The organism is Rhizobium fabae, assembly GCF_003985135.1.
Classification (GTDB): domain Bacteria; phylum Pseudomonadota; class Alphaproteobacteria; order Rhizobiales; family Rhizobiaceae; genus Rhizobium; species Rhizobium pisi.
The window spans coordinates 256,010-280,830 of sequence record NZ_ML133651.1; the positions used below are offsets into that span (position 1 = coordinate 256,010).

General features: G+C 61.5%; 21 protein-coding genes. 9 read left to right on the forward strand and 12 right to left on the reverse strand.

Going from position 1 to position 24,821, the window contains the following annotated elements; genetic code table 11:
* The first annotated feature begins 224 nt into the window (after window positions 1–224).
* The gene (locus tag EFB14_RS16760) at window positions 225–1,277 is read left to right on the forward strand and encodes a FecR family protein (RefSeq protein ID WP_126827225.1); all 1,053 of its coding nucleotides are present in this window, start codon (window positions 225–227) and stop codon (window positions 1,275–1,277) included.
* A gap of 5 nt (window positions 1,278–1,282) precedes the next feature.
* Here the strand turns inward: EFB14_RS16760 and EFB14_RS16765 are convergent, their stop codons facing one another.
* Window positions 1,283–3,454: a CHASE2 domain-containing protein gene (locus tag EFB14_RS16765; RefSeq protein WP_126827227.1), complete on the reverse strand. Its 2,172-nt coding sequence runs from the start codon at window positions 3,452–3,454 to the stop codon at window positions 1,283–1,285.
* A gap of 247 nt (window positions 3,455–3,701) precedes the next feature.
* Between EFB14_RS16765 and EFB14_RS16770 the strand changes: the two genes are divergently transcribed.
* From EFB14_RS16770 to EFB14_RS16790, 5 genes are all read left to right on the forward strand, one after another.
* Window positions 3,702–5,312: an adenylate/guanylate cyclase domain-containing protein gene (locus EFB14_RS16770; RefSeq protein ID WP_126827229.1), complete on the forward strand. Its 1,611-nt coding sequence runs from the start codon at window positions 3,702–3,704 to the stop codon at window positions 5,310–5,312.
* Window positions 5,313–5,468: 156 nt separating this feature from the next.
* On the forward strand, window positions 5,469–5,681 hold the full coding sequence (gene rpsU, locus EFB14_RS16775; protein ID WP_003585885.1) for a 30S ribosomal protein S21: 213 nt from the start codon (window positions 5,469–5,471) through the stop codon (window positions 5,679–5,681).
* Window positions 5,682–5,816: 135 nt separating this feature from the next.
* On the forward strand, window positions 5,817–6,683 hold the full coding sequence (locus EFB14_RS16780; protein WP_126827231.1) for a tetratricopeptide repeat protein: 867 nt from the start codon (window positions 5,817–5,819) through the stop codon (window positions 6,681–6,683).
* 399 nt (window positions 6,684–7,082) lie between these two features.
* Complete coding sequence (locus EFB14_RS16785) at window positions 7,083–8,735, forward strand: sensor histidine kinase (RefSeq protein ID WP_126827233.1); 1,653 nt, start codon at window positions 7,083–7,085, stop codon at window positions 8,733–8,735.
* A 159-nt stretch (window positions 8,736–8,894) separates the two neighbouring features.
* Window positions 8,895–9,377 carry a DUF992 domain-containing protein gene (locus tag EFB14_RS16790; protein WP_126827235.1) on the forward strand — a complete coding sequence of 161 codons (483 nt, stop codon included), beginning with the start codon at window positions 8,895–8,897 and terminating at the stop codon, window positions 9,375–9,377.
* Between the two features lie 64 nt (window positions 9,378–9,441).
* On the opposite strand, the gene EFB14_RS16795 is transcribed toward EFB14_RS16790, so the two are convergent.
* From EFB14_RS16795 to EFB14_RS16820, 6 genes are all read right to left on the reverse strand, one after another.
* The gene (locus EFB14_RS16795) at window positions 9,442–10,836 is read right to left on the reverse strand and encodes an NAD(P)(+) transhydrogenase (Re/Si-specific) subunit beta (protein WP_126827237.1); all 1,395 of its coding nucleotides are present in this window, start codon (window positions 10,834–10,836) and stop codon (window positions 9,442–9,444) included.
* Between the two features lie 7 nt (window positions 10,837–10,843).
* The gene (locus EFB14_RS16800; protein WP_126827240.1) at window positions 10,844–11,242 is read right to left on the reverse strand and encodes a proton-translocating transhydrogenase family protein; all 399 of its coding nucleotides are present in this window, start codon (window positions 11,240–11,242) and stop codon (window positions 10,844–10,846) included.
* A complete protein-coding gene (locus EFB14_RS16805; protein WP_126827242.1) occupies window positions 11,242–12,390 on the reverse strand; it encodes a Re/Si-specific NAD(P)(+) transhydrogenase subunit alpha in 1,149 nt (382 codons plus the stop codon). Before EFB14_RS16805 ends, EFB14_RS16800 begins: the two co-directional genes overlap by 1 nt.
* A 155-nt stretch (window positions 12,391–12,545) precedes the next feature.
* Window positions 12,546–12,770 (reverse strand): aa3-type cytochrome c oxidase subunit IV, encoded by a 225-nt coding sequence (locus EFB14_RS16810; protein ID WP_126827244.1) that lies wholly within the window; start codon window positions 12,768–12,770, stop codon window positions 12,546–12,548.
* Window positions 12,771–13,003: 233 nt separating this feature from the next.
* Entirely contained in the window at window positions 13,004–13,756 is a 753-nt protein-coding gene (locus EFB14_RS16815; RefSeq protein WP_126827246.1) for an N-acyl amino acid synthase FeeM domain-containing protein, read from the reverse strand.
* Between the two features lie 145 nt (window positions 13,757–13,901).
* A complete protein-coding gene (locus tag EFB14_RS16820; RefSeq protein WP_126827248.1) occupies window positions 13,902–16,205 on the reverse strand; it encodes a putative bifunctional diguanylate cyclase/phosphodiesterase in 2,304 nt (767 codons plus the stop codon).
* Between the two features lie 328 nt (window positions 16,206–16,533).
* Between EFB14_RS16820 and EFB14_RS16825 the strand changes: the two genes are divergently transcribed.
* Entirely contained in the window at window positions 16,534–17,073 is a 540-nt protein-coding gene (locus EFB14_RS16825; protein ID WP_126827251.1) for a TRAP transporter small permease subunit, read from the forward strand.
* 21 nt (window positions 17,074–17,094) lie between these two features.
* The gene (locus EFB14_RS16830; RefSeq protein WP_125848572.1) at window positions 17,095–18,585 is read left to right on the forward strand and encodes a TRAP transporter large permease; all 1,491 of its coding nucleotides are present in this window, start codon (window positions 17,095–17,097) and stop codon (window positions 18,583–18,585) included.
* Between the two features lie 87 nt (window positions 18,586–18,672).
* Here EFB14_RS16830 and EFB14_RS16835 read toward each other — a convergent pair whose 3' ends face one another.
* Window positions 18,673–19,779 (reverse strand): TRAP transporter substrate-binding protein, encoded by a 1,107-nt coding sequence (locus tag EFB14_RS16835; protein ID WP_126827253.1) that lies wholly within the window; start codon window positions 19,777–19,779, stop codon window positions 18,673–18,675.
* Between the two features lie 292 nt (window positions 19,780–20,071).
* Between EFB14_RS16835 and EFB14_RS16840 the strand changes: the two genes are divergently transcribed.
* Complete coding sequence (locus EFB14_RS16840) at window positions 20,072–20,851, forward strand: gamma-glutamyl-gamma-aminobutyrate hydrolase family protein (RefSeq protein WP_126827255.1); 780 nt, start codon at window positions 20,072–20,074, stop codon at window positions 20,849–20,851.
* A gap of 73 nt (window positions 20,852–20,924) precedes the next feature.
* Here EFB14_RS16840 and EFB14_RS16845 read toward each other — a convergent pair whose 3' ends face one another.
* Genes EFB14_RS16845 through EFB14_RS16860 form a run of 4 tightly spaced genes read right to left on the reverse strand, consistent with a single transcriptional unit; the run spans window position 20,925 to window position 24,664 of the window.
* Window positions 20,925–21,704: a VWA domain-containing protein gene (locus EFB14_RS16845; RefSeq protein ID WP_126827257.1), complete on the reverse strand. Its 780-nt coding sequence runs from the start codon at window positions 21,702–21,704 to the stop codon at window positions 20,925–20,927.
* Window positions 21,705–21,706: 2 nt separating this feature from the next.
* Window positions 21,707–22,738 (reverse strand): hypothetical protein, encoded by a 1,032-nt coding sequence (locus EFB14_RS16850; RefSeq protein WP_126827259.1) that lies wholly within the window; start codon window positions 22,736–22,738, stop codon window positions 21,707–21,709.
* 16 nt (window positions 22,739–22,754) lie between these two features.
* Window positions 22,755–23,465 (reverse strand): TerD family protein, encoded by a 711-nt coding sequence (locus EFB14_RS16855; protein ID WP_126827261.1) that lies wholly within the window; start codon window positions 23,463–23,465, stop codon window positions 22,755–22,757.
* A gap of 23 nt (window positions 23,466–23,488) precedes the next feature.
* Window positions 23,489–24,664 (reverse strand): toxic anion resistance protein, encoded by a 1,176-nt coding sequence (locus EFB14_RS16860; RefSeq protein WP_126827263.1) that lies wholly within the window; start codon window positions 24,662–24,664, stop codon window positions 23,489–23,491.
* Window positions 24,665–24,821: the final 157 nt, after the last annotated feature.

The window sequence follows — 24,821 nt, forward strand, 5'->3', positions numbered from 1 at the left end:
ACGCGCGAGAGCCCTGCTTTTGACACTGAACGACATGACGTCGAAAACTGCACGGTTTCGGCCGGCGCCATGCTCGGCCTGCGGATCTCGGGCGATACCGCTCGTAAGAAGAACGCAAAAGCCGGTGCGCCGGCTCGACCGCCGATCCCGCGTAGCCCAACTGGGCGAGAAGACAAGCAGTTACTAAAATGTTAATTCTCCCTATGTTCCGGGGTACGTGTATCATGTCGGGTCGGCGTTCATTCATCGCGGCGCTTTCCATCGCGCTCGCCAGTGCGCAGCCCGCGCCCGCCGCTGAGCCAGTCGGCCAGGCCGTCGTCATCAAGACCGAAGTGACGGGACAAGACGGCCCGATCGAGGTCAACACGAGCGTTCACCGCGACGAGCGCATCCGGACATCGCAATCCGGCCTCGGCCAGTTCCTGTTTCGCGACGGCACCAAGCTGGCCGTCGGCTGGGGTTCTTCGGTCGTCATCGACAAATATGTCTTTGACGATTCACAATCCGTCAGGAAGCTCACCATCAGGGCCGCGAAGGGAACCTTCCGCTGGGTCAGCGGCAATTCGCAATCCTCCGCCTACCAGATCCTCACTCCAGCCGGCACGATCGGTGTGCGCGGCACCGCATTCGATTTCTATGTCGACCCGGACGGCACCACCGCCGTCGTGCTGCTGAACGGCGCGGCCAGCTTCTGTGGCCCGGGCGGCTGCCGGCAGCTGCAGCAACGCTGCGATTGCGTCATCGCCAAGCCGAACGGCAATATGACGGCGACCCGCCCCGCCGATCACCGCGTTCTCGCGGCGCTCGGAAATCAGCGCGCCCTGCCCTTCCTTTCCGGCAACCAGCGGCTTTCGGGCCGTCTCGGCCTGCTCGGCGGCTGCAACATGGCTTCGGCCGCGCCGGAAAGAAGCGACAGACGTGCACCAGATCCGGCCCCCACACCCAGCCCACCGAGGCAGGACCCGCCGCAAGAACGCGTCGAGCCGCAGAAGGAACGGCAGGACAAGCCTGACAGACCGCATCACGACAAGCCGGATAAACCCGACAGGGATGACGGGCATGATAAGCCGGACGGCCACGGAGACCACGATCATCACGACAGGCCGGGCGGCCACGACGATGGTGACCATGGTAACTACGGAGACCGCGGGGATGACGGGGGTCGCGACCACAATCACGACCATGATGGAGATCATCATCACGGCGGAGACCATGATGGCGATCGGGGCGGAAACCACGACCGCGACAGGGGTCGGAATTTCGGTCACAATCGCTAAGACCGTCAATCGGCGGCGCTCTTTTCGACCTCGTCCGGCACTTCCCGGAAATGATCGGTCCTGCCCGATATTCGCTGGTAGAATTCCGCCAGACCGCCGATCACCTGTGCCGCCCTGAGCTTTGCCGTAGCGACAAGCTTCCTGCTGTTCCGCGAATGCGAATGCAGGGCCTGCGTCAGTTGGCGGTGAACGACCTCAAGTGCCGCGAAATTAGGAGATGCCGCGACACGCTCGTCGCCGACGACGGCAAGGATTTGCGTTCGGCTGCTCTTGCCCTTGAGCGGCAGGGCGCCGGCCTCGATCAGCGCCATTCCCTGCACCGACCGCGCCGTGCTGTCGGATATCAGGATATCAAAACCGACTTCCTTGCAGCATGACTCGATGCGCGCCGCGACATTGACGGCATCGCCGACCGCCGAATAGTTGAAGCGGGTCTTGGCGCCCATGTTGCCGACGCAGGCAAGACCGGTATGAATGCCGATGCCGATGCCGACCTGCTGCCCCGGCCCGAAGCCGAAGGCGTCGCTGGCGTTCAACTCGGCCAGCGTCTCACGCATGGCAAGCGCTGCGCGAACGGCTTTGCTTTCATGATCCGCCACATCGACGGGCGCATTCCAGAACGCCATGATCGAATCGCCGATGAACTTGTCGAGCGTGCCTTCATTGGCCACCACATGGCGGCTCAGCGCATCGAGCAAGGTATTCAGGAAGGCGACGACATCGGTCGGCGCCAGCCGCTCGCTGATCTCGGTAAAGCTTCTGACATCGACGAACATGACCGTCAGCTCGCGGTCGTCTCCGCCGAGGCGCAATGCATCGCGGTTATGTTCGATGCGGTGGAGCAGCGACGGGGAGAGATAATGGCCGAAGGCGCGCCGCACCTCGCGCCGCTCCCGGTCGATCACCAGGATCCGGAACGAGGTCGCGGCAAAATGGGTGATCGATCCGCTGATGATCGGAGCCAGCGGATCGAAGAGAAGCCCCGCATAGAGAAACGAGAACCAGGACGCCACAAGCGCCATTGCCGTGATCAACAGTCCGCAGATCAGAGCGACGGCAGGGCTGACAAAGGTTGTCACCAGCACAAGCAGGCATCCGAGTATCGCGATCACCATGATTTCCAGCCCGTCGGCCCAATCGGGCCGTGACAGGAAACGGCCGGAAAGGATCTGCTCGACGACCTGCGCATGCAAAGAAACGCCGGGAACGTTCTCGCCGAGCGCGGTGACGCGGATGTCCTGCAGGCCAGTCGCCGATGTCCCGACAAAGACGATGCTGCCGTCGATAGCGGCCGCCACCGCTGGAGAGGCCCCCTCCGGCGCGAGCACCTGCTTGGCGGATATATATCGCTCGGCCCGGTCGGGAGTGACGTAGAGCCAGAGTTCGCCCGCCGCCGTCAGCGGCACGATGAACTCTCCAATCTTTGCCGATGTCATGATGCCGGCGCGACCGCGCGCTCCGGAGACCACATAGGTCGACACTCCCTGCGCGACACGCAGCGCCTCGATCGCGAGATTGGGATAGAGCTGCTCGCCGTCTGTCAGGAACAAGGGAACCGCCCGCACCACCGGGGACGGATTGCCGGGGTTGAGGCTGATATGGCCGAGCCCCGCCGCATTGGCCTCCAACTGCGGTCTGAGCGGTGTCGAAGCGCCGAGATAAGGCGGGGCCGAAACAGGGCTTTCGTCCCTGAAGGCGAAGTGAGCCTTTACGGACGGCCGGTAATTGCCCTTATTGGAAAGGCCGAAACCGAGCACGACGGGCTTTCCGGCAATCGAGCGGGCGAATATCTCGTCATTGTCGGGCAGTTTCTCGGAGAGAGAAGGATCGATCCCCGCGACCTCGCGGACAACATTGCGCGGCGACAGCCGGTCCGGCTCGGAGAAGAGAACATCGAAGGCGATGGCCGAGGCCCCCATGTCCGAAAGCCGGTCCACCAGCAGGGCCAGCCGGTCCCGCGGCCAGGGCCATTGGCCGAATTCCTGCAACGAAGCCTCGTCGATGTCGATCACGCGGACCGGCATCGGCTCGAAGGTCCGGGGAACCAGCCGCTGATACTCGTCGAACGTCACGCCGCGGATCAGCTTGAAGATCCCGGGATCGCCAGCCCGCAGCATCGTGAGGAGAGCCACGATCGCCAAGCCGATAACGACACCGATTTGCTGCGCACGCGTCATGATTTTACCGGCAGTCCCCTCCGCGGCCGGCGGGGCGATCCGCTCCTGCCGGCAGACAGGCTACGCTGCTTTCGCTTCAAATGCCATTCGCAGATGCGTCCCGATCCTCTCTTTCGGCTTGCCGTGCGACACTTCCGATTTTGGCCGCCCTTTTGCCGGGATGACAAGGCTTCGATCTTGCCGGGCACGCGGCGAAATGTTCTTGTAGCGATCGAAAATCGGATGTTTTCCAGAGAGGAGGGTCGCCTTGATTTCCGAATCCGCTGCGCGCCGGAGCGGCTACTGGCTGATTGTCGTCGTGCTGGCAATGCTCGCAGGGCTGCCGCTGGCCGTCTGGCTCGATATCAGCGATCTCTCGGGAAATACGCTGCGGCATCAGGCGCGCGACATGAGCTCGCTGATATCGAGCATCCGCTCTTATTATTCCGCGAATGTCGTGGGACGCGTTCTGGCCGCGCATGCCAGCGGCGCCATCGAAGGCACGGTCGTCTCCCACAACTACGCGAACATACCAGGCGCCATCCCGCTGCCGGCCACGCTTTCCCTGGAACTCGGCGATGTCATCAAGGAGCAGCAGGCCAATATCGCCTACCGCTTCGTCTCCGACCTTCCCTTCAAGAGCCGCGCATCCCACGAACTCGACGACTTCGAGAGACAGGCGCTCGCAGCCCTGCGCGCCAATCCGCAGCAGACGCTGAGCGACCTCACCCGCGTCGGATTGACCGACACCCTGCGCTTCATCACCCCTGTCGTCATGGGCCAGGCCTGCGTCGCCTGCCACAATACCCATCCCGAAAGCCCGAAGACCGACTGGAAAGTCGGCGATGTACGCGGCATTCAGGAAGTCATTATCAGGCAGCCCTATGCGAGCAATGTCTTCGCCTTCAAATACCTGCTCTGCTATTTCCTTTTCGTCGCCGTCATCGGTATCAGCTTCATCGCGCTCCAGCGGCAGCAGACGCGCGCAATCCATAGCGCCAACCGGGATCTGGAAGCGGCGAACGAGTTCCTCGCCAGCGTTTCCCTGAAGATTTCGCGCTATCTCTCACCGCAGATCTACAAGAGCATCTTCAGCGGCCAGAAGGACGTCGTCGTCCATACCGAGCGCAAGCGCCTGGCGATCTTCTTCTCCGACATCAAGGATTTCACGGCGACCACCGAGCGCCTGCAGCCCGAAGCCCTGACGGAGATGCTCAACGAATATCTGACCGAGATGTCGAACATTGCGCTGGAGCACGGCGGCACGGTGGACAAGTTTATCGGCGACGCGATGCTGGTCTTCTTCGGCGACCCGGAAACCAAGGGACCGGAGGAGGATGCGAAAGCATGCCTGCGCATGGCCGTCGACATGCAGCGCCGTCTCGGCGAACTCAAGGACAGATGGCGCAGGAACGGCACCGAAGAGCCTTTCGTCGTGCGCATGGGAATCAACAGCGGCTATTGCAACGTCGGCAATTTCGGCAGCAACGACCGGATGGACTATACGATCATCGGAGCGGAGGCCAATCTCGCCGCGCGTCTGCAATCAATCGCCCAGGGCGGAGAAATCGTCATCAGCTACGAAACCTATGCGCTGGTGAACGAAATCGTCGAAGCCCATCCCCTGCCTCCGATCACGATGAAGGGTATTCAGCGCGAGATCGTGCCTTATGCCGTTGATGGGCTGACGCTCGGCGCCGACCACAAGAGCCGCGTTCTCAGCGAGCATCTCTCCGGGCTCGACCTGCATCTGGATGTGAGCCGGCTGGAGCCTGCCGACCGTCTGCGGATCCGGACGGCGCTCAAGGAGGCGATTGCCGCGCTGGATGAAACCCAGCCCGAAACCCCGGAACGCAACCGGATATCGGGCGAAGCGTGATTTTTCCGGCCGCCTTCCCATATCCATCTGGACTTCCCATACCTGATCTGCTATCCCGCATCACCAATCGCAAGGCTGCGGCCGCGCGAACGTTATTTTTTTGCCCCTGGCGCTGCGCCGCCTCAGGCATCAACCAACCAAAGGAACGTGATTCTCGTGCAGGTACTTGTCCGCGATAATAATGTCGATCAGGCTCTCCGCGCTCTCAAGAAGAAGATGCAGCGCGAAGGCATTTTCCGCGAAATGAAGATGCGCGACTACTACGAGAAGCCGTCGCAGAAGCGTGCTCGCGAAAAGGCTGAAGCTGTTCGCCGCGTTCGCAAGCTGGCCCGCAAGCGCGCCCAGCGTGAAGGTCTGGTCGCACGCTGAGCGTTGCCGTCGTTTTTTCGACGTTTTCAGATGCATTGTGGCGGGGGCGATAGGTTCGCCGCCGCCTTTTTAGTTTTGCCGCTGAAGATCGCATATCCGCGAACCGGATATGCCGCATGGGGAAAGCGAGCCCGAATGGCTGTTACCACCTTCAATCCGTCCCGCGCGTCGCGCTTGCAGAAAACCGCATTCCTGCCCGCTTTGGCGCTGGCTGCGATGTTCGGTCTCGCCGGCTGCGACACGACTTCCACCTCGGATGCCGTGATCCACATCGACAAGGCGCAGGGTTCGGAAGAGAACATTGCTTCGCTGACGGCCGTTATCAACGCCAATCCGAAAGATCCGGAAGGGTATAACGTCCGCGGTTCCGCCTATGGCCGCGGCGGCCAATTCCGCCAGGCGCTGAACGATTTCAACACGGCGTTGCAGATCAATCCGCGTTTCTTCCAGGCCTATGCCAACCGCGCCCTGGTCTATCGCAATATGGGCCAGCAGCAGCAGGCGATTGCCGATTACAACGCCGCCCTGCAGATCAATCCGAGCTATGACGTCGCCTATATCGGCCGCGGCAATGTCTATCGCATGGCCGGCCAGGACGATCCGGCTTTCAACGATTTCAGCAAGGCGATCCAGCTCGGCACCACTGATGGCCGCGCCTATCACAATCGCGGTCTGATCTACCAGAAGCGCAATCAGCAGGATAAGGCGATCGACGATTTCTCGAAGGCGATCTCGCTCGCGCCGAATTCGCCCGAACCTTATAATGGCCGCGGCATTTCCTATATCGCGCTGAACGACGACGACAACGCCTTCGCCGATTTCAACCACGCGATCGAGCTCAACGGCAACATCGCCGAATCCTGGGCCAACCAGGCGCTTGTCTACGAACGCCGCGGCGACAAGGCGAAGGCCGCCCGCTCCTATCGCCACGCCGTCGGCCTCGACCCCAAATACCAGCCGGCTCGCGACGGCCTGGCCCGTGTCGGCGCCTCAGCCGGCTAGGGATATCGTAGGGCGGCCCGGAGCACCGGCCGCCCACGACAGCCGCTTACAACAACGGCTGTCCTTCGGAACGCCGCTCAATATCCTGTTAAATCAACGCATTCTCCTGGCAGCGCCCTTCGAAGCATGCTCGATCCTGTGCCGTCCTGAGGCTCCCGTCTTGCCGCGAAGGCAGGCCGGCCGCGTTAAAAGGCGAGCCGAAAACGACCGCCGACCTCAGCAACATGTCATAGTATGTTGCAACCAGCTCTTGCTCCCCCTAACATAAGCCCGCTTCGATAGCCTGCTATCGGGCGTCCGAGAACCTGTTGAGGGCGGTTGCGAGAGATGCGGATCTTTGCTTTCCCAACCGCAAACGAAAACTGTTGCGGGCTGCGCGCATTCGATATGGCGCAATAGATGAAGATCGTCGCGCTGTTCTTTCCAAAGGCCTCGATCGGCACCTATCTCGTCGCCATGGCGGTGGCCATCGCACTGCCGATCTTCGCCTTCGTGGCGCTGCTTCTGCTGCAGCTGGAGGACAATCAGCGTTCGACACTGAAGCGCGAGACGGCACAGGATGCGCTTGCCCTTTCACGCATCATCGACCGCCAGCTTCAGGATATGGCAACGACGCTGCGGCTGCTGTCGAGCTCGCCGGAGCTGGAAAACGGCAACCTCGCGGCCTTCCACGAGCGCACGGAAACTGCCCTGCGCGACAATACCATGTTCGTCATCGCCGTTGACCGCAGCGGGCAACAACTCCTGAACACACGCCGGGCATTCGGCACACCGCTCGAGAAGGTGGCCAACATACCTGCCCTTGAGTCGGCCATGGCCTCCGGCCGCATCGAGGCTTCCGACGTCTTCCGCGGCCGGATCAGCGGCGACTGGGTCTACAACGTCACCCTGCCGCGAGCCGACGATCGGGTCGCCGCCCTGATCATCACGCAGGACGCCAGGGATCTGGGCAAACTCGTGACAACCGAAGGCCTTGCAGCAGGCTGGTCGGCCGCCGTCGTCGACCAGAGCGGACACATCGTCGCCTCCACAGGTCCCACCCATCTTGAGCCCGGCACGCCCTTCGACCCGCGCATCCTCCCGGCGCTGACCGCTTCCCGCGGCGTCTTCCAGGACGAGGCGATCATGCCGCATATGCTGCTTGGTTATGCCAAGATCCCCGGCTGGTCGTGGAAGACGGTGATCTGGGGACCAATCGCCCAGGCTTCGATCCTCAGCACCTGGCGCTTCCTCATCATCGGTGGCGTCGCACTGGTGCTCGTCGCCGTGCTGGGCGCCTATGCCGTCGCAAGGCAGGTACGCACCACCATCCGCGAGATTGCCGACATGGCGAACCGCATGGGCGAGGGCCACATTGTCTCGCCGGTCGAGACCAGCGTCATCGAGGCGAACCAGGTGGCGATCGCCCTTTCGAACGCTTCCTTCGATCGCAGCCAGACCGAGGATCGGCTGCGCTTCGTCATGCACGAACTCGTTCACCGCACGAAGAATCTCCTGACACTCGCCCAGGCAATGATGCGCCAGCTCGCCAAGCAGGCCGACAGCGTCGAGAGCTTCAGCGCCGCCGTCTCCGATCGCCTCCAGGGGCTTGTACGTTCGATCGAGCTCCTGACCAGCGAGCAATGGGGAGGTGTGTCGCTGCGGCGGGTCGTCGACATCCATCTGCAGGCCTTCCCGCAATCACGCGAACAGATAGAAATCAGCGGCGAAGATTTCGTGCTGAAACCGGATGCGGTGCAGAATCTTGGCCTCGCCTTGCACGAACTCGCCACCAACTCGGTCAAATACGGCGCGCTCTCCGTGCCGCAGGGCCGTGTCCGCTTCCAATGGCAAGATGTCAGGGAGGAAGACAAGCCGGAGGCGCTGCTTCGCTTCAGCTGGGAGGAGAGCGGCGGCCCGCCGGTCGTGGAGCCATCGCGTTCGGGCTTCGGCACAACCGTTATCAAGGCTCATGCCGCCGCCGCCTTTCGCGGCACGGTAGAGGTCGATTTCCGACCCGAAGGCCTGTTGTGGGTGCTGACGGCGCAGCGCAACACGCTGGAGCGGGAGTAACTCAAGCGCGCCGCGATCCTTCAGGTTCGCTTGCCGCGCTTTAAGTTTTTGTTTTTCGCATGTCTTTGGGCAAAACCGCCGCACAGTTTGCGCGACATGCTTCAGGAACAATCGCCATCTCCACTCGTTTCGGACAGGTCATTCCAAAGGAGAAAGACCATGTTCAAGCAAAGTGTGATCGCAGCCGTGGCCCTGGCGGCCGCAGCCTGGGCAGGCCCGGCGGGCGCGGAAGACTATGTCACGCTTGGCCGTCTCGTCTGCGGATCGGATGGCGGCCAAGGCTTGATCGTCACCTCGCAGAAGAACCTCATCTGCACCTATACGCCGGCCGCCGGCGGCGCAAAGGCGGTTTATGCCGGCAAGATCGAGAAGTTCGGCCTTGATATCGGCCAGACCGGCAAGAGCGTGATGATCTGGCAGGTGCTGGCAAAGACCGGCACAAATGTTCCGCAATTCGCCCTTGCCGGCGAATATTACGGGATCGGCGCCGATGCGAGTTTCGGCGCGGGCGCCGGCGCCAAGGTGATCGCCGGCGGCACCGACAAGGCTTTCATGCTTCAGCCGTTAAACGTCCAGGCCCAGGAAGGTCTTAACCTGGCGATCGGCGTCGAGAAGATGACGCTCGTGCCGGGCGAGATATAATAGACGCCGACCAGCACCCGACCTGAATCGAACAGCCGCCCGAGGGCGGCTGTATCTGCGTCGATCAATGGGCAATCGCCTTGTTGATATCCTCGGTCATCTTCTTCGCGTCGCCGAGCAGCATCATCGTGCCGTCCTTGTAGAACAGCGTATTGTCGATGCCGGCATAACCCGAGCCGAGCGAGCGTTTGACGAAGAGGCAGGTCTTTGCCCGGTCGACATCGAGGATCGGCATGCCGTAGATCGGTGAGGTCTTGTCGTCGCGTGCCGCGGGATTGGTGACGTCGTTTGCGCCGATAACATAGGCGACGTCGGCCTGAGCGAATTCAGAATTGATGTCCTCGAGCTCGAAGACCTCGTCATAGGGAACATTGGCTTCGGCGAGCAGCACGTTCATGTGGCCGGGCATGCGGCCTGCGACCGGATGGATCGCATATTTCACTTCGACGCCGTTCTTCTTCAGATTGTCGGCGAGTTCACGCAGCGCATGCTGAGCCTGGGCGACCGCCATGCCGTATCCGGGCACGATGATGACCTTGGACGCATTCGCCATCAGATAGGCCGCATCCTCCGCCGAGCCGAGCTTGACCGTCCTGTCCGACGTGTCGGGTCCGCCGGACGCCGTCTCGCCGCCGAAACCGCCGAGGATGACGGAGACAAAGGAACGGTTCATGCCCTTGCACATGATGTAGGAGAGGATCGCGCCCGAAGAACCGACGAGCGCACCAGTGATGATCAGCGCCAGATTGCCGAGCGTAAAGCCGATGCCGGCCGCAGCCCAGCCGGAATAGGAATTCAGCATCGAGACGACCACTGGCATATCGGCTCCGCCGATCGGCACGATCAGCAGAACGCCGAGCGCCAGCGACAACGCCACCACCGCCCAGAAGTCGAAATGGCTTTCCGTGGCAGCAAGACCGATGATGAAGAGCACGATCAGCACCAGCAGGCTCGCATTGATCAGGTGCCGATAGGGCAGCAGGATCGGCTTGCCGGACATGCGACCGTCGAGCTTCAGGAAGGCAATGATCGATCCGGTAAAGGTCAGCGCGCCGATCGCGACGCCGAGCGCCATCTCGATGCGAGCCTCGGTGTGAATATGCCCGACCTCGCCGATGCCGAAGGAACCCGGGGTGTAGAGCGCAGACGCCGCGACCAGCACGGCGGCAAGACCGACCAGCGAATGGAAGCCCGCGACGAGCTGCGGCATCGAGGTCATGGGAATGGTGCGGGCGACATAGGCGCCAACACTGCCGCCGATGGCAAGACCCAGAATGATCAGCACAAAGCCGCCGAAACTGGGCGTCGCCAGCACCAGCGTGGTCAGGATGGCGATTCCCATGCCGACCATGCCGTAGAGATTGCCCTTGCGGCTGGTGGCCGGATGCGACAGGCCGCGCAGCGCCAAGATGAAAAGAACGCCGGAGACGAGGTAGAGGAAGGCTGCGATATTGGTCATCAGTCCCTCACCTGTCCTTCTTGCGGTACATCGCAAGCATTCGCTGCGTGACCAGGAAACCGCCGAAGATGTTTACCGAGACGAGCACCAAGGCGACGAAACCGAAGCCGGTCGCAAGCCCGCTTGTGGAGATGCCGACCGCCAGAAGCGCGCCGACGACGATGACAGAGGAGATCGCATTGGTGACGGCCATCAGCGGCGTATGCAGAGCCGGCGTCACAGACCATACGACGTAATAGCCGACGAAGATCGACAATACGAAGATCGCGAGCTGGAAGACGAAGGGATCGATCGCTCCGCCGGTCGCGGCACTTGCGGCTTCCGGCGCCTGCGCCGCTGCCGTGATCACGGCGGTCACGGCCTGATCGAGCTGCTGCAGCGCTTTGTCCATTGCTTCACTGGCCATCAGTTGTCTCCCTTCTTCGCGCCGCCGAAGGCGGGATGAACAACGTCGCCGGCATAGGTCAGCATCGTTGCCTTGACGAGCTCATCGTCGAGATTGACGACGACGCTCCGGCTTTCCTTGTTGACCATGGTCTCGAGGAAGGTGACGAGGTTCTTGGCGTAGAGCGCCGACGCGCTGGCCGCGACCCGGCCCGGCATATTGGCGAAACCGATCACCCTGACGCCGTCGACATCGGCGATCTCGCCGGCGACGACGCCTTCGATATTGCCGCCGCGTTCGACCGCGAGATCGACGGCGACCGCACCCGGCTTCATCGAGGCCAGCATGGCGCGCGAAACGAGCCGCGGCGCGGCGCGACCGGGAATGAGAGCGGTGGTGATAACGATGTCCTGCTTGGCGATATGTTCAGCCACGAGGGCTGCCTGCTTCGCCTGATAGTCGGCAGACATCTCCTTGGCATAACCACCGGCCGTTTCCGCGGCCTTGAACTCCTCGTCTTCGACGGCGATGAACTTGGCGCCCAGCGAGGCGACCTGTTCCTTGGCGGCCGGGCGGACGTCGGTGGCCGACACCGCCGCGCCGAGGCGACGCGCAGTCGCGATCGCCTGAAGGCCCGCGACGCCGGCGCCCATGACGAAGACCTTGGCCGCCGGCACGGTGCCTGCCGCCGTCATCATCATCGGCATGGCGCGGTCATAGACACCAGCCGCCTCGATGACGGCCTGGTAGCCGGCGAGATTGGCCTGGGACGAAAGCACATCCATGGACTGGGCGCGGGTGATGCGCGGCATCAACTCCATGGCGAAAGCCGAAAGCCCGGCACTTGCCAAGGCCGCGATCGCTTCGTCATTGCCATAAGGGTCCATGACGGCGATGACCACGGCGCCGCTCTTATAGCCCGAGATCTCCGATGCGCTTGGACGGCGCACCTTCAGCACCACGTCGGCGGAGATCGCGTCGGCAAAACTGCCGATTCTGGCGCCCGCGGCCTCGAACTCGGCGTCGGGAATGCGTGACAGCACACCGGCGCCGGCTTCGACGACGACGTCGAAGCCAAAGCTCTTCATCTTCTTCACGGTCTCGGGAGAGGCGGCGACACGTGTCTCCCCGTCCGTGAGTTCCCTCGCAACGAAAACAATATTGCCCAACTGCCCCCTCCTCCGGGTCAGCCAGACCGCCGCAGGCTCCCCCGCGCAGGCCAAGCACCTTATTCACAAAGCTTCGGAGAAGCTTCTCCTCCCCTCAGAGCGCCGTGCGTCCTTTCGGACGCGCAAAGGACGCTCTGACCCTCTGATCTACGCGATCAGCGGAACAGGGCGATGCCGACGGCGAGAAGAACGATGAAGACGAAAAGGCCGCCGAGAAGACCGGCGCCGCCGAAGAAACCGGCGGTCATGGCAAGCAGGAGGACGATGAGAAGCATCGAGCCGTATTTCGTGCCGGCAATGAACATGTTGTAGGTCTGCTCATGTTCCTTGTAATCCATCGGCGCGCCGGTCTCGACCGGTCCGGTATGATGTTCGGCCATAAATATCGTCTCCCTGAAATGCCTTTGCGCTGCCTGATTCCCTCGCTCGGGGCGAAGGAAATCCCTCTCGCAGGAATTACACAATGACAGGCGAAAGCGCAATGCATGAGAATGCCGCATGCGCGGGTCAAAAACACCTTCTCCCAGGCTGAAAAATTGTGAGGGACGCCGACGGCTCGTCTCCGCTCGTCGTCGCCCCACAAGTGTCCTCTCTCCACCGGAAAGAGGAGAAATCACAGCGGCAGATCGGTGCCGAGTTCGCCTGGTGGCACGAAACGCGCCGTCGGAATGATGGTGAGCGGCGGCAGCGTATCGTTGGGATTGCGCGAAAACATCATGCGCTGCTCGCTGGCGCTGGAGATGAAGAAGGGATAGCGCGTCAAGAGCTTGCGCCCGACCTCGATCACATTCGTCGCCATCAGCGTCACGTCAACCCCGTAACTCTCCGCCAATCGGCCGGGCACGATGGTATCGGCATAGAAAACCCGCTTGTAGAAGGCGGCGTGCGGGGGCCGGACGGACTGAATAACGCGGTCAGCCCGGAAATACGCTGCCGCAACGATGGCGGGTCTCAGCGTCAGATAGGGAACCCATGGCATGTCGGCGGTGAGTTCGGGATCGGCCGCGAAACGCGCCGGGTCGATCAAGGTCAGCCCGGCGTCCAAAAGCTCATCCATCGCCTCGGGAAAGGCCTCTCCGGAACGGCTGACACGATGCTCCGGCGTCACATAGTGAAGTCGGATCGTACTGACCAGTTCGCCATAATAGTACAGACCGAAGATATAGGCATGGCTGTCGAAATCGACATCGTCCAACAGGCCTTCCGGGGCAAGCGACAGCGCGTCGTGGGCCTTGTAGGCCTTGTAGCGCAGCCGCTCCACGTCCTCCATGTCTTCGCTGCTTTCGACACGGCGATATTCGACGTGATCCAGAATTTCCAGGATTTTCTTGCTGAAATCGCTACGCGTAAAAAGTGTGTCTGACATTCTCTCGATCCGCTCGTTAACGGATCATTAATCATACGCCAGCGACACGTAGGCAAGAAAATCTAAGAATTTGCGTTGAATTTAAATTATTAAGGTTAACGGCGCGCAAGATTTTCGGCTGGATAACCAGTCACTTGCAGGCGGTTCAGGCGACCTTGTTGCGGCGGCGCTGGACGGTGCGGCGGCCGATGCCCTCTTGCAGCAGCCTGATGTTCTGGGAAGGCACCGGCGGCGAGAAAACGTAGCCCTGTACCAGATCGGCACTGCGGTGCTTGTTGAGCAGCGTCAGCTGCTCCTCGGTCTCCACACCCTCGATGACGATCTTCAGACCCAGTTCGCGGGCGAGATTGACCGTGCCGCGCAAGAGCTTGAGGCGACGCGCATCCTCGACGATATTGCGCACGAAGGAGCGGTCGATCTTGACGATATCGAGCGGCAGCGTGTCGAGATAGCTGAGGCTGGAGAAGCCGGTGCCGAAATCGTCGATGGCGATGGTGATGCCGCGGGATCTGAGTTCCGCAAGGATAGCGCGCACCGCCGCAGGCTCGTCGATCAGGCAGCTCTCGGTGACTTCGAGATGCAGCCGCGCCGCGTCGAGGCCGGAATGGGCAAGCGCGTCGGCGACCACGGACAGGATGTCGGCATTGCGCAGATCCCGTGCAGAAAGGTTGACCGAGACGGCGATATGCTCCGGCCAGGTCATGCATTCGCTGCAGGCCTTGAACAGCACGAAACGGGTGATGTCGGAGATGATGCCCATATCCTCGGCGAGCCGGATAAAGACGTCGGGCGGGATCGAGCCTTTTTCCGGATGCACCCAGCGCGCCAGCGCCTCGGCGCATTCGATCCGTGCGCCGTCAGCCCGGAACATCGGCTGGAAGGCGAGATGCAGCGCCTGCGCCGAGACCGCTTCGCGCAGATCCGCCTTCAGCTTCTGCTGCTCGATATAGCGCCCGTCCATCTCGCGCTCGAAGCCTGATATACCGCCCTTGAAGCGCGACTTGCTCTCGAACAGCGCGAGATCCGCCTTGACGCTCCATTCGTCCAGCGCAAATGCGTCACTTTCGAGGATCGCATAACCAGCGCTGAGCGAAACGAGGAAAGTCAACTCGTCGACCTCGTAGTTACCCTGAATTGCGGCGTGCACACGGCGAATCTCGAGGTCGAGCGAGGTTGGTTGCTTCGCATGCGGGAAGAACAGGATGAACTGGTCTCCCATCAGGCGGCCGAGGATAGCGTTGCCGGAGGCTTGCTTGATGCGGGCGGCGATTGCACAGAGCAGATGGTCGCCGGTGACATGGCCGCGCATGTCGTTGACATGTTTGAACTCGTCGATATCGAGAACCATGAAGCCGAGCGGCCCGGACTTCCGCGGATGTTTGGCGAGATATTCCTGCACGAGCTGGCCGAAATATTGGCGGTTCGGCAAGCCGGTCAGCGCATCGAAGCGGACCATATGCATGATCTTCTGTTCCGCCTTCACCCGGCTCGACACATCTTCGAAGATCAGTACGGCGCCGCCGTCGGCCCTGCGGCTGGCGGAGAATTCGAGCGACAGGCTCTCGGGAAAGTGAATGAGCGTGCGCGACAGGCTGCCCTCGGCGACCTGGGTGAGCTGGCGCAGGATGAGCTCCGGCTGCGAGGCATCCATGAAGCTGTGACGCGCGCCGTAGCGCAGCACGGCGCCGAGATCGCGGTCCTTCAGCCGCTCCGGCGCACCGATCTTCAGAAGCTCGCAGGCCTTGCGGTTGATGACCTGGACGCGGTTTTCGGCATCGACCATGACGAGGCCGTGCGGCATGTTGTTGAGCGCCGTATCGAAACGGTCGGCGATGATGGTGATTTCCCGGCGCGCAATGACGTTCTCATAGAGAAACTCGCGCACTCCGTTCGCCATGGCCCGCGTCGTCAGCCAGAAAGGAATGAGGAAAATCGACAGCACGCCGCGATAAAAATCCATCGCCAGCAGGCTGCAGATGATCATCGGCAGGCAGCAGAAGAATGTCTGGAGGTCGACTGCAAAGCGCGAGCCGTAGTTGCGGCCGACGACGGAAACCATGGTCGCCATGGTGACCGAGATACAGGCAAGTTCTGCAAAGGAATCGTGCACGACGAAGATGGCGTAGCCGCTGGCGAAGCCGAGAAGCGCGGTGGTGCAGGCTCCGCTGGCAACGAGAATCCGCTCCCAACGCTCGATTCCGGCGTGCGACAGGCTCTGCTTGTCGACACGATCGAACTGCCGGAAGATGGCCATGCGAGCGCCGAAGACCAGAAGGAAGGCGACCGACAGCAGGATGTAGATGGAGTATTGCGTCTTGGCAGCCACGGCAAGGCACGTCGCAACGTGCACAATCACGCCGACAAGAAGCGTCATGCGATTCCCGGACAGGGAACTCACAAACGACAGATACACATCTAAAGGGACCCTGTTCGGGTTATCTGGCTTCATCCACACTTTCCCTGTGCGCGGGAATTCTAAGGCCAACCCTTTAAAAATTGATTTCAATGGAATCAAACATTTGGTCAAATTTTCTAAAACCAGAGCGTGAACCCTACATCCTACGCGAGATAATGCAGCCTACTCGCGAGATTACTGAAATAATTTATCCACGCCTGGGTTGTCCGAATATTCGGCGATCGCGCCGCCTGCCTGCTGCGCCTAAGACTATACTCCAACGCGGGGCATTTATCCTTCCAATTTCAAGGGCCGTGGTCTACATCGATTGCAAAGAGGGAAAGCTGCCGGAAACCGGCAGAACAAGAACAAGGGGAGGCGAATGTCGGCACTTCTGGCCGCAAGCCGGCTGATCGACGCGATCAGCCGCTTCATGGGCAAACTTTCCGAATATATGGTGCTGTTTTGCTGCCTGATCAGCGCCGGGAACGCCATCGTCCGCTATGCCTTCAACTACAGTTCGAACGGCTGGCTTGAGATCCAATGGTATCTCTTCGCCTTCGTCGTCTTGCTCGGCGCCTCGCATGCGCTGCGCAACAACGAGCATGTCCGCGTCGATCTGATCTACGGCGCGGTTTCAGATAAGGCGAAGATCTGGATCGACATCATCGGCCTCATCCTCTTCCTCATCCCCGTCTGCGTCTTCCTCACCTGGCTTTGCTGGCCCTTCTTCGCGATCTCCTATCAGCAGCGGGAAATATCCGGCAATGCAGGCGGGCTGATCCGCTGGCCGGTCAAGCTGATCCTCGTCGCCGGCTTCGCGCTGCTTTCACTTCAAGGCGTTTCCGAACTGATCAAACGGATAGCAGCGCTGACCGGCACCATCCAGATCGACACGAAATACGAAAAGCCGCTGCAGTAAAGCGGACCGAGGGGAACGGATTTGTTTGATTTCGGTATCATCCCGCCGGCGATGTTCCTGGGCATGGTCATCTTCATGCTCTACGGCTTTCCGGTCGCCTTTTCGCTGGCCGCCGTCGGCCTGTTCTTCGGCATTATCGGCATTGCCACGGGCCATTTCGGTGAGGTCTTCCTGCAAGCCTTGCCACTGCGCTTCTTCGGCATCGTTTCCAACGACCTCCTGCTTGCCATCCCCTTCTTCACCTTCATGGGGGCGATATTAGAGCGTTGCGGACTTGCCGAAGACCTGCTCGAAGGCACCGGCAAGCTCTTCGGCGCCGTTCCCGGCGGCCTTGCCTATGCCGTCATCCTCGTCGGGGCCGTGCTTGGCGCGATTACCGGCACGGTGGCTGCCTCTGTCATCACCATGGGGGTGATCTCGCTGCCGATCATGCTGCGCTACGGCTACAGTCCGCGCCTCGCCACCGGCGTCATCGCCGCCTCGGGCACGATCACCCAGGTGATTCCGCCCTCGCTCGTGCTTGTCGTTCTCGCCGACCAGCTCGGCCGTTCGGTCGGCGACATGTATCTCGGCGCGATCGGACCGTCGATCCTGCAGGTGGCGATCTTCGTGCTCTTCATCCTGGTGATGTCGATCATCCGACCGAAGTCGATGCCGCCGCTGCCGAAAGAGGTGCGAGGCGACTTCAACTGGGCGCTGCTCGTGAAGGTGCTGATGGGCATGGTACCCTCGATCGTGCTCATCTTCCTCGTGCTCGGCACGATCTTCATGGGCTTAGCGACACCGACGGAAGCAGGCGCGCTCGGCGTCGTCGGCGCCATGCTGCTTGCCGCCATGAATCGCCGCCTCACCTGGCCGCTTGTCCGCGAGGCGATGACATCGACCACGCATATCACGTCCATGGTGGTGATGATCCTGGTCGGTTCCACCTGTTTCAGCCTGGTCTTCCAGGGCATGGACGGCTCGCGCTGGATCGAGCACATGCTGTCGGGTATTCCCGGCGGCCCGGTCGGTTTCCTGATCTTCGTCAACATCTTCATCTTCGTGCTCGCCTTCTTTCTCGATTTCTTCGAGATCGCCTTCATCGTCATCCCGATGCTCGCCCCCGTCGCCTCCAATCTCGGCATCGACCTGATCTGGTTCGGCGTCCTGATCTGCGTCAACATGCAGACGAGCTTCATGCATCCGCCCTTCGGCTTCGCGCTCTTCTACCTGCGCTCGATCGCCAGCAAGGACGTCAAGACCTCGGATATCTATATGGGCGCGCTGCCCTGGGTCGGCATGCAGCTCATTCTGGTCGCGATCGTGATCTTCTGGCCGCAATCGGTGACCTACTGGCTGGACCACGGCCCGAAGGTGGATCCGAACTCCATCAAGATCGAAGTGCCGGGCTTCGGCGGCCAGCTCGGTCTGCCGCCCATGGGTGGCGGCAATGGCTCGCCGCAGATCCCGGGCCTCACCCTGCCGCCCCTGAACGGCCTGCCCGGAGCCCCGCCGGCACCCGCCAAATAGCGTGAAAAAGAAAATCCCCCGGACCGAAATCCGGGGGATTTGTTATCAGCGGACACGAAGCCTCGGCGAACGACGCCGGCGAAAAGCTTAAAGCTTGCCGGCCCGTTGCTGGATCATCATGAACGTATCGAAGGTATATTCCGACAGCTGCATCCAGAGATAAGCGTCCCGCTTGAAGGCGGTCTGGTCGTCGTAGATCTTCTTGAAATACTGGTTCGTGCCGGAGATCTCGCTGTAGATGCCGGTCGCCGCCTGGAAGCAGGCTTCCATGATCTCCTGGCTGAACGGGCGCAGCGTCGCGCCTTCCGCGACGAGCTGCTTCAGCGCCGTCGGGTTCTTCATGTCGTATTTCGCCAGCATGTTGGTGTTGGCGAAGGCGCAGGCATCAGTGAGCGCTGCCTGATAGTGCTTCGGCAGGCTGCTCCACTTTTCGAGATTGAAGAAGGCATGCACCGTCGGGCCGCCTTCCCACCAGCCGGGATAGTAGTAGTACTTCGCCACCTTGTGGAAACCGAGCTTCAGATCGTCATAGGGACCGACGAATTCCGCCGCATCGATCGTGCCCTTTTCGAGCGCCGGGTAGATGTCGCCGCCGGCGATCTGCTGCGGGATGACGCCGACCTTCTCCATGACGCGGCCGGCAAGGCCGGCGATGCGCATCTTGACGCCCTTGAGGTCGTCGAGCGTGTTGATTTCCTTGCGGAACCAGCCGCCCATCTGCGCACCGGTATTGCCAGCCGGCAGCGCATACATGCCCTGTGTGGCATAGAATTCATTCATCAGCTTGTTGCCGTTGCCCTCGAAAAACCAGGCATTGGTCAGGCGGCTGTTCAGCCCGAACGGAATGGCCGTTCCGATGGCATAGGTGGGGTCCTTGCCGACGAAATAATAGGAGGTGGTGTGTGCTGCCTCGACCGTGCCGGCTGCCACCGCGTCGACGGCCTGCAGGCCGGGCACGATTTCACCGGCCGCGAATGGCTGGATCGTGAAATTACCGTCCGTCGCGGCGGCAACATGCTTGGCGATGTCCTCGGCGCCGCCATAGATCGTGTCCAGGCTCTTCGGAAACGACGACGTCATGCGCCATGCGATCTTCGGATTCTCCTGCGCGATCGCAGGCGCTGCCAATGCCGATGCGGCAACCGCTCCGGCGCCGGCGGTCCCCGCCTTCTTGAAAAACGAACGACGATCCATCAAAAACCTCCCGTATAGATGGCACTGCGCGGCCAATCTTCACCCCTACCCGCAGCGAGGGCAGAGCTAAGCATGGCGAAGGCCGCGATTCAAGCTTTAGTCTATTAGCCTTTGGCATCAAGACGACAATAAGACAATACGAGCGCGCCTATCAAAATCAGCAGCTTAGCAGCAAACCGGGTGGCCATACCGCCGCCTCCGCCGCAATTTGGTCATCGGACACAGCCAACCGTTGACTTGGCGTCCATTCTGGCGGCAAAACGACAGGCAGAAAGATTTTACCGGGGCAAACATGACGAAACCGATCGTTGCCATTCCTGCCGATATCCGCAGTTTCGACGGCGCGACCTGGCACGCCGTGCAGCATCAATATCTCAGCGCCGCGCTGAATACGGCCGGCGTCATGGCCTTCATCATCCCCGCATTCGAGCAAGGCTACGATACCGATGCGATCCTTGATCACGTCGACGGCCTCTTGGTTTCCGGCTCGGCCAGCAACGTGCATCCCTCGCTCTACGGTGCCGAGGCGACTGAACGGGACGGTCCCTTCGATCCCGCCCGCGACGCTACCAGCCTGCCGCTCATCCGCCGCGCCATCGACCGCGCCATCCCGCTGCTCGCCATCTGCCGCGGCATTCAGGAACTGAACGTCGCTCTCGGCGGTTCGCTCGCCACCGAGATCCAGGAGCAGCCCGGCATCTGGGACCACCGCCGGCCGGAAGGCGTCGATCGCGACGGCATGTACGCCATCCGCCAGACCGTCCACGTCAAGGAAGGTTCCTGCATTGCAGGCATTCTCGGCCCGGGCGAAGTCCTCGTGAATTCCCTGCATCGCCAGGCGATCGCCAGGACCGCGCCGCGCCTGCAGGTGGAAGCCATCGCCGAAGACGGCACGGTGGAGGCCGTCTCCGTCATCGACGCCAAGGCCTTTGCCGTCGGCGTGCAATGGCATCCGGAATATTGGGCGGAAACCGACAAGCCCTCGAACAAGCTTTTTGCCGCCTTCGGCGACGCGGTGCGCAATCATGCCGCCGGCAAGCTACCGGCCGTCCCCGCGCAGGCGATCGCCTGACCGCGGGGCGCGGGCGAGCCATCAGGTTCGCCCGGCCGCTGTGCAGCAGCAAGTCTTCCAGAGACTTTCCCGGTCAGTGGTGATCGTCGTCCTCGTCGTCATGCTCGTGCTTGAGCCAGGCGCAGAGTTCACTCGGCAGCAGTTTCTGGTAGGCGTCGTCGCTACCGACGAATTCGCCAAGATCCTTGACGCTGACGAAGCCGACATTCGGAAATTGCTCGGCCGCTTCGCGCAGGAAGTCGAAACGTTCGTCGCCGATACCGACCATAACGTAGTAGATTTGGGATTCGGCGTGCTCAGCCTTCTCCAGCAGAGCCCAGGCCGCATCTCGGTCGGCATTCTCGCCGTCTGTGAGGAAATAGTTGATCGCGGGAACGCCGGAACGTGTCTCCTCGCCGAATCGATCACGCCGCATGCCAAAGATCATGCCGAGCAAGCCGCCAGCCGCATTTTCCTCCACCAGGCCGTAAGTCATCAGGTTCGACCGGATCACCGGGCCGTAATCGGTGCCGCCCCAGAGCACGCTTTGAAGCTCGGGATTGGTGATGATCTCGCGCGCGACATAACCTTCATAGTTTTTCGCTGTCGCCGGGGAGATCGATGCCATCCTCTCCTGATTGGAAAACACCCAGGTGTCGATACGCCCGTCATCATCGAAATAAAGAGCGACGGGAAGAATCCGCTCAAGCGCCGCCTGGACCGCGCCGGATTTAAAAAGATCGGTCATCGAGCCGGAGACATCGATATTGAGCCCGACCTGTGCGGGAATGCGCTCGTGAATGCCCTGTTTCTGAAGGACGAAGCCGACGCGGCGAACTTCTTCCTCGGGCTTGTGCAGCTTGAATGTCGTCATAGTCATCCCTCCGGTCTGAGTTTTGCAAGAATCCGTGTGTGAATGTCGCGAAGCAGTGATCTGGCACTTGCCTGCGCTGGCGGTTGCGCGGTCCGAGCCGCTGTCAGCGCCGCCGAATAGGCGGCATGCCAGGCCGGCAGCTCCTCATGCAGCAGGCCGTCAGCGGCGTGTCCCAGCGCATCGACGTGCCGTGCAATTCCGGCGACGGTGCGCATGCTCATGTCGATCGTCGCCTTCGTAGCCGAGAGGCTGACGATCCTCGTCTCGATTGCTTCGGCTTGCGAGGCGTAATGCGCCTGCCGCTCGCGATCGGAAAGCTGAACGCCGCCGACATAATCGACCAGGAAACGCCCCGCCAGGATATGAGCACAAAGATCGCGGTCGAGCGCCGCATAGGCTTTGCCGACCGCGCGAAGCCGCTTGGCGATCGCAACGATGTCGGGCGCGAGCGCATCGAGCTCTTTCGCCGAGGCCTGCACTTCGGGATAAAGCCGAAAAAAGAGATCGTCGGCATCGCGCGGCGCCGCCAGCGCCTTGATCGCCTTGAGGACACCGCCGCGAACGGCAAACACGCGGTCGGGGTCCAGATCGCCAAGGCGCTGGAGCAACTCGGCGCCGAGACGTCTCCCCTTTGCCAACGCCTCACTGTCGGCAAGGACGAGTTCTCTTTCGGCAAGCTTGCCGTGCTCCGTCTGCAGGCGGGCGCCGAAGCGCACCACATCGTCGAAATAATGGTCGTCGAGATTGGTCCCGTCGATGATGTGCAGCGCTGCCGCCGCAACCGATGTATCGGCGCTGGCGTCGAGCTTCAGAAGCGCCTCCACGCTGCAGGGAATACGCCTGCGAATTTCCCCTGCAGCAAGAACCCGCGGCTTGTCGCCTTTCGGTGTCGGCGGGCGCGGCGAACCGAACAGCACTTTCGGCTCGACGGGGTGTCGGGAAGGATCGGCACAGTCAGGCGATGCGCTCTCCGGAAAAAGCACCCTGGGCACCCGGCCCGGCTCCTTTTCCGGCGGTCCATCTACCTTGCCCATCGAATGAGGCTCCCGTTCAGCCCAAATAAGCCTGGATGACGTCGCCAAGCCCGGCGTTCGAACCTGCGCCGACAGCGTGGAATCTCCAGGATCCATCCGGCTGCTTCAGGAAGGATGCCACCTGTATCGTCGTCTTGCCGGCAAACTCGGCCGTGAGCTGGTAGCGGCAAAGCTCATCGTCCATCGCATCGCAAACCTCGATATAGGCGTTCTTGACCTTGCCGAAGTCCTGTTTCTTGCGCTCCGCATCATGGATCGTCGCCCAGACGGCAAGCTCCGAAACCTCTGCCGGCAGCTTTGCCAGCACGATCTTGAATTCCTCGCGGAACCCCTCGTCATGATGACCGCCGCCGTGATGATCGTCATCATCATCGTCCTCGTCAGGCTCCGGCCTTTTGACCGGGCCGCCGCGTCCGGTCCGGTCGTCGCGTTCGTGCCACATCGAGCCGTCGTCGGTCTGAAAGGAGCCATCGGCGTTCTTGGTGAGCGACCCTTCCGGATTGCCGGAACTGCGCACGAAAGCATAGCAGAGCGCATGCGAGCCTTCATTGTAGAGCCGCGCCCGGTTCGCATCGCCGCCGGGGTGGACAAGCGCAAAACAATGCACGTCGAGATCGAAGGCCGGCCCCGAACCCTCCGGCGGATCCCAGACAAGTCCCGAATGAACGAGCTGGATCTCCTTCTGGATCTGGAATGACTGACCTTTGTTGAGCTTGAACGTTGCCATGCGCTGTCTTTCTCCTGCAATCTTCAGATCGGGCGATCGGTCACGATTTGCCGTGCTTGTTCGAGTTTGGCGCGGGCGGCGGCATAACGTTCCTTATTCCGCTCGCCTTCGGCAACCACCTTGTCGGCGATAGCACGCAGCCTCTGCCCGGTGCTGAGCACCAGCTCGGCATCGGCAAGCCGGGTCTCCCCGGAAGCCTTGACTGCATTGACCGAGACCTCCTCAAGCACCTGCGATCCATATTGCTGGAGCGACGCCCGCAATTCGCGCCGCATGGCATTCATCTGCTGGATCGACTGCATCTGGAAAAGCGCGTGAAGCCGGATCAGGATCGATTTGATGTCGTTGAATTCGGCATTCGCCGAGGTGACCGTATCCGCAAGGGTCGCAAGCGCCGCACCCCGGGCAATTCCGATCGAATCGAGATCGGCAGGCGCCTTGGCATAGGCGGTTTCGAGAACCAGGACCCGGTTCTGGAAGATATCCAGCTTCTGTGAGAAATCGCGGGCTTCCTGTACCTTGAGCGGATCGCCGGAGGCCGCCTCCCCTGTCAGCCGGTCGAGCTCGCGGGCCGCATCGGCGAGGATGCGCCGGCCGGCCTCGACGAATACGCCGAGAGAAACGATCGCATCGCGATATCCCTGCGCCAGCGTGCTCATGCGCGATACTTCGAGAATGAGCTTGCCGCTCTCCTCGTCAATCTGCGTCTCCATCGGCTTGACGAGATCGCCGAGGGACTTGGCCTTGCTCTGCAGCATGCCGCGCACCTCGTCAGTCACCGTCTTGAGGCGCTTGGCCGGGTCGCCAAGGCCGACGGCCATGAGCAGGCGCTCAAGGAAGCTGCCCTTCAGCTTCTCGCGGATGTTTGCTTCGAGCCCTTTGAGATCGGCGTCATTGATGCCGTCCCGGATCGTCCGGAACAACTCGAACAGCACCGGCGACTGCGCATTGGTGATCTGCGAGAGGATGGCATCGAGCTTGGCGCCGAAGCCGCCGATGGCTTCCTGGCCGAAGGTGATCAAACTATGCGGCTCTACCGTTGCAATCCTGTACCGCTCCGCCAGATCGGTGACCTCGCCGGCTTTTTCCGGGGGAAGAATGACCGTCACGACGGCGGGAAGGCTGCTGGTCGAAAGCGCCGGCATTAGACCCTGGCTGGTCTCGAGGGTCGTCGTATTCGATGCGCTCGGCTCAGACATGCCGCCAGTCCCCTTTTTGGCTGCCCCATGGATACGGCCTCTACCGCACGGAGAGGTTGCGAATCTGGTTGTAAAAATCGACAGGAATGTAACCGAAGGTATCGCGCCCGGCAACATATCGCGCAGGAATAACAGTCGATTGACAGGGTCGCCATCG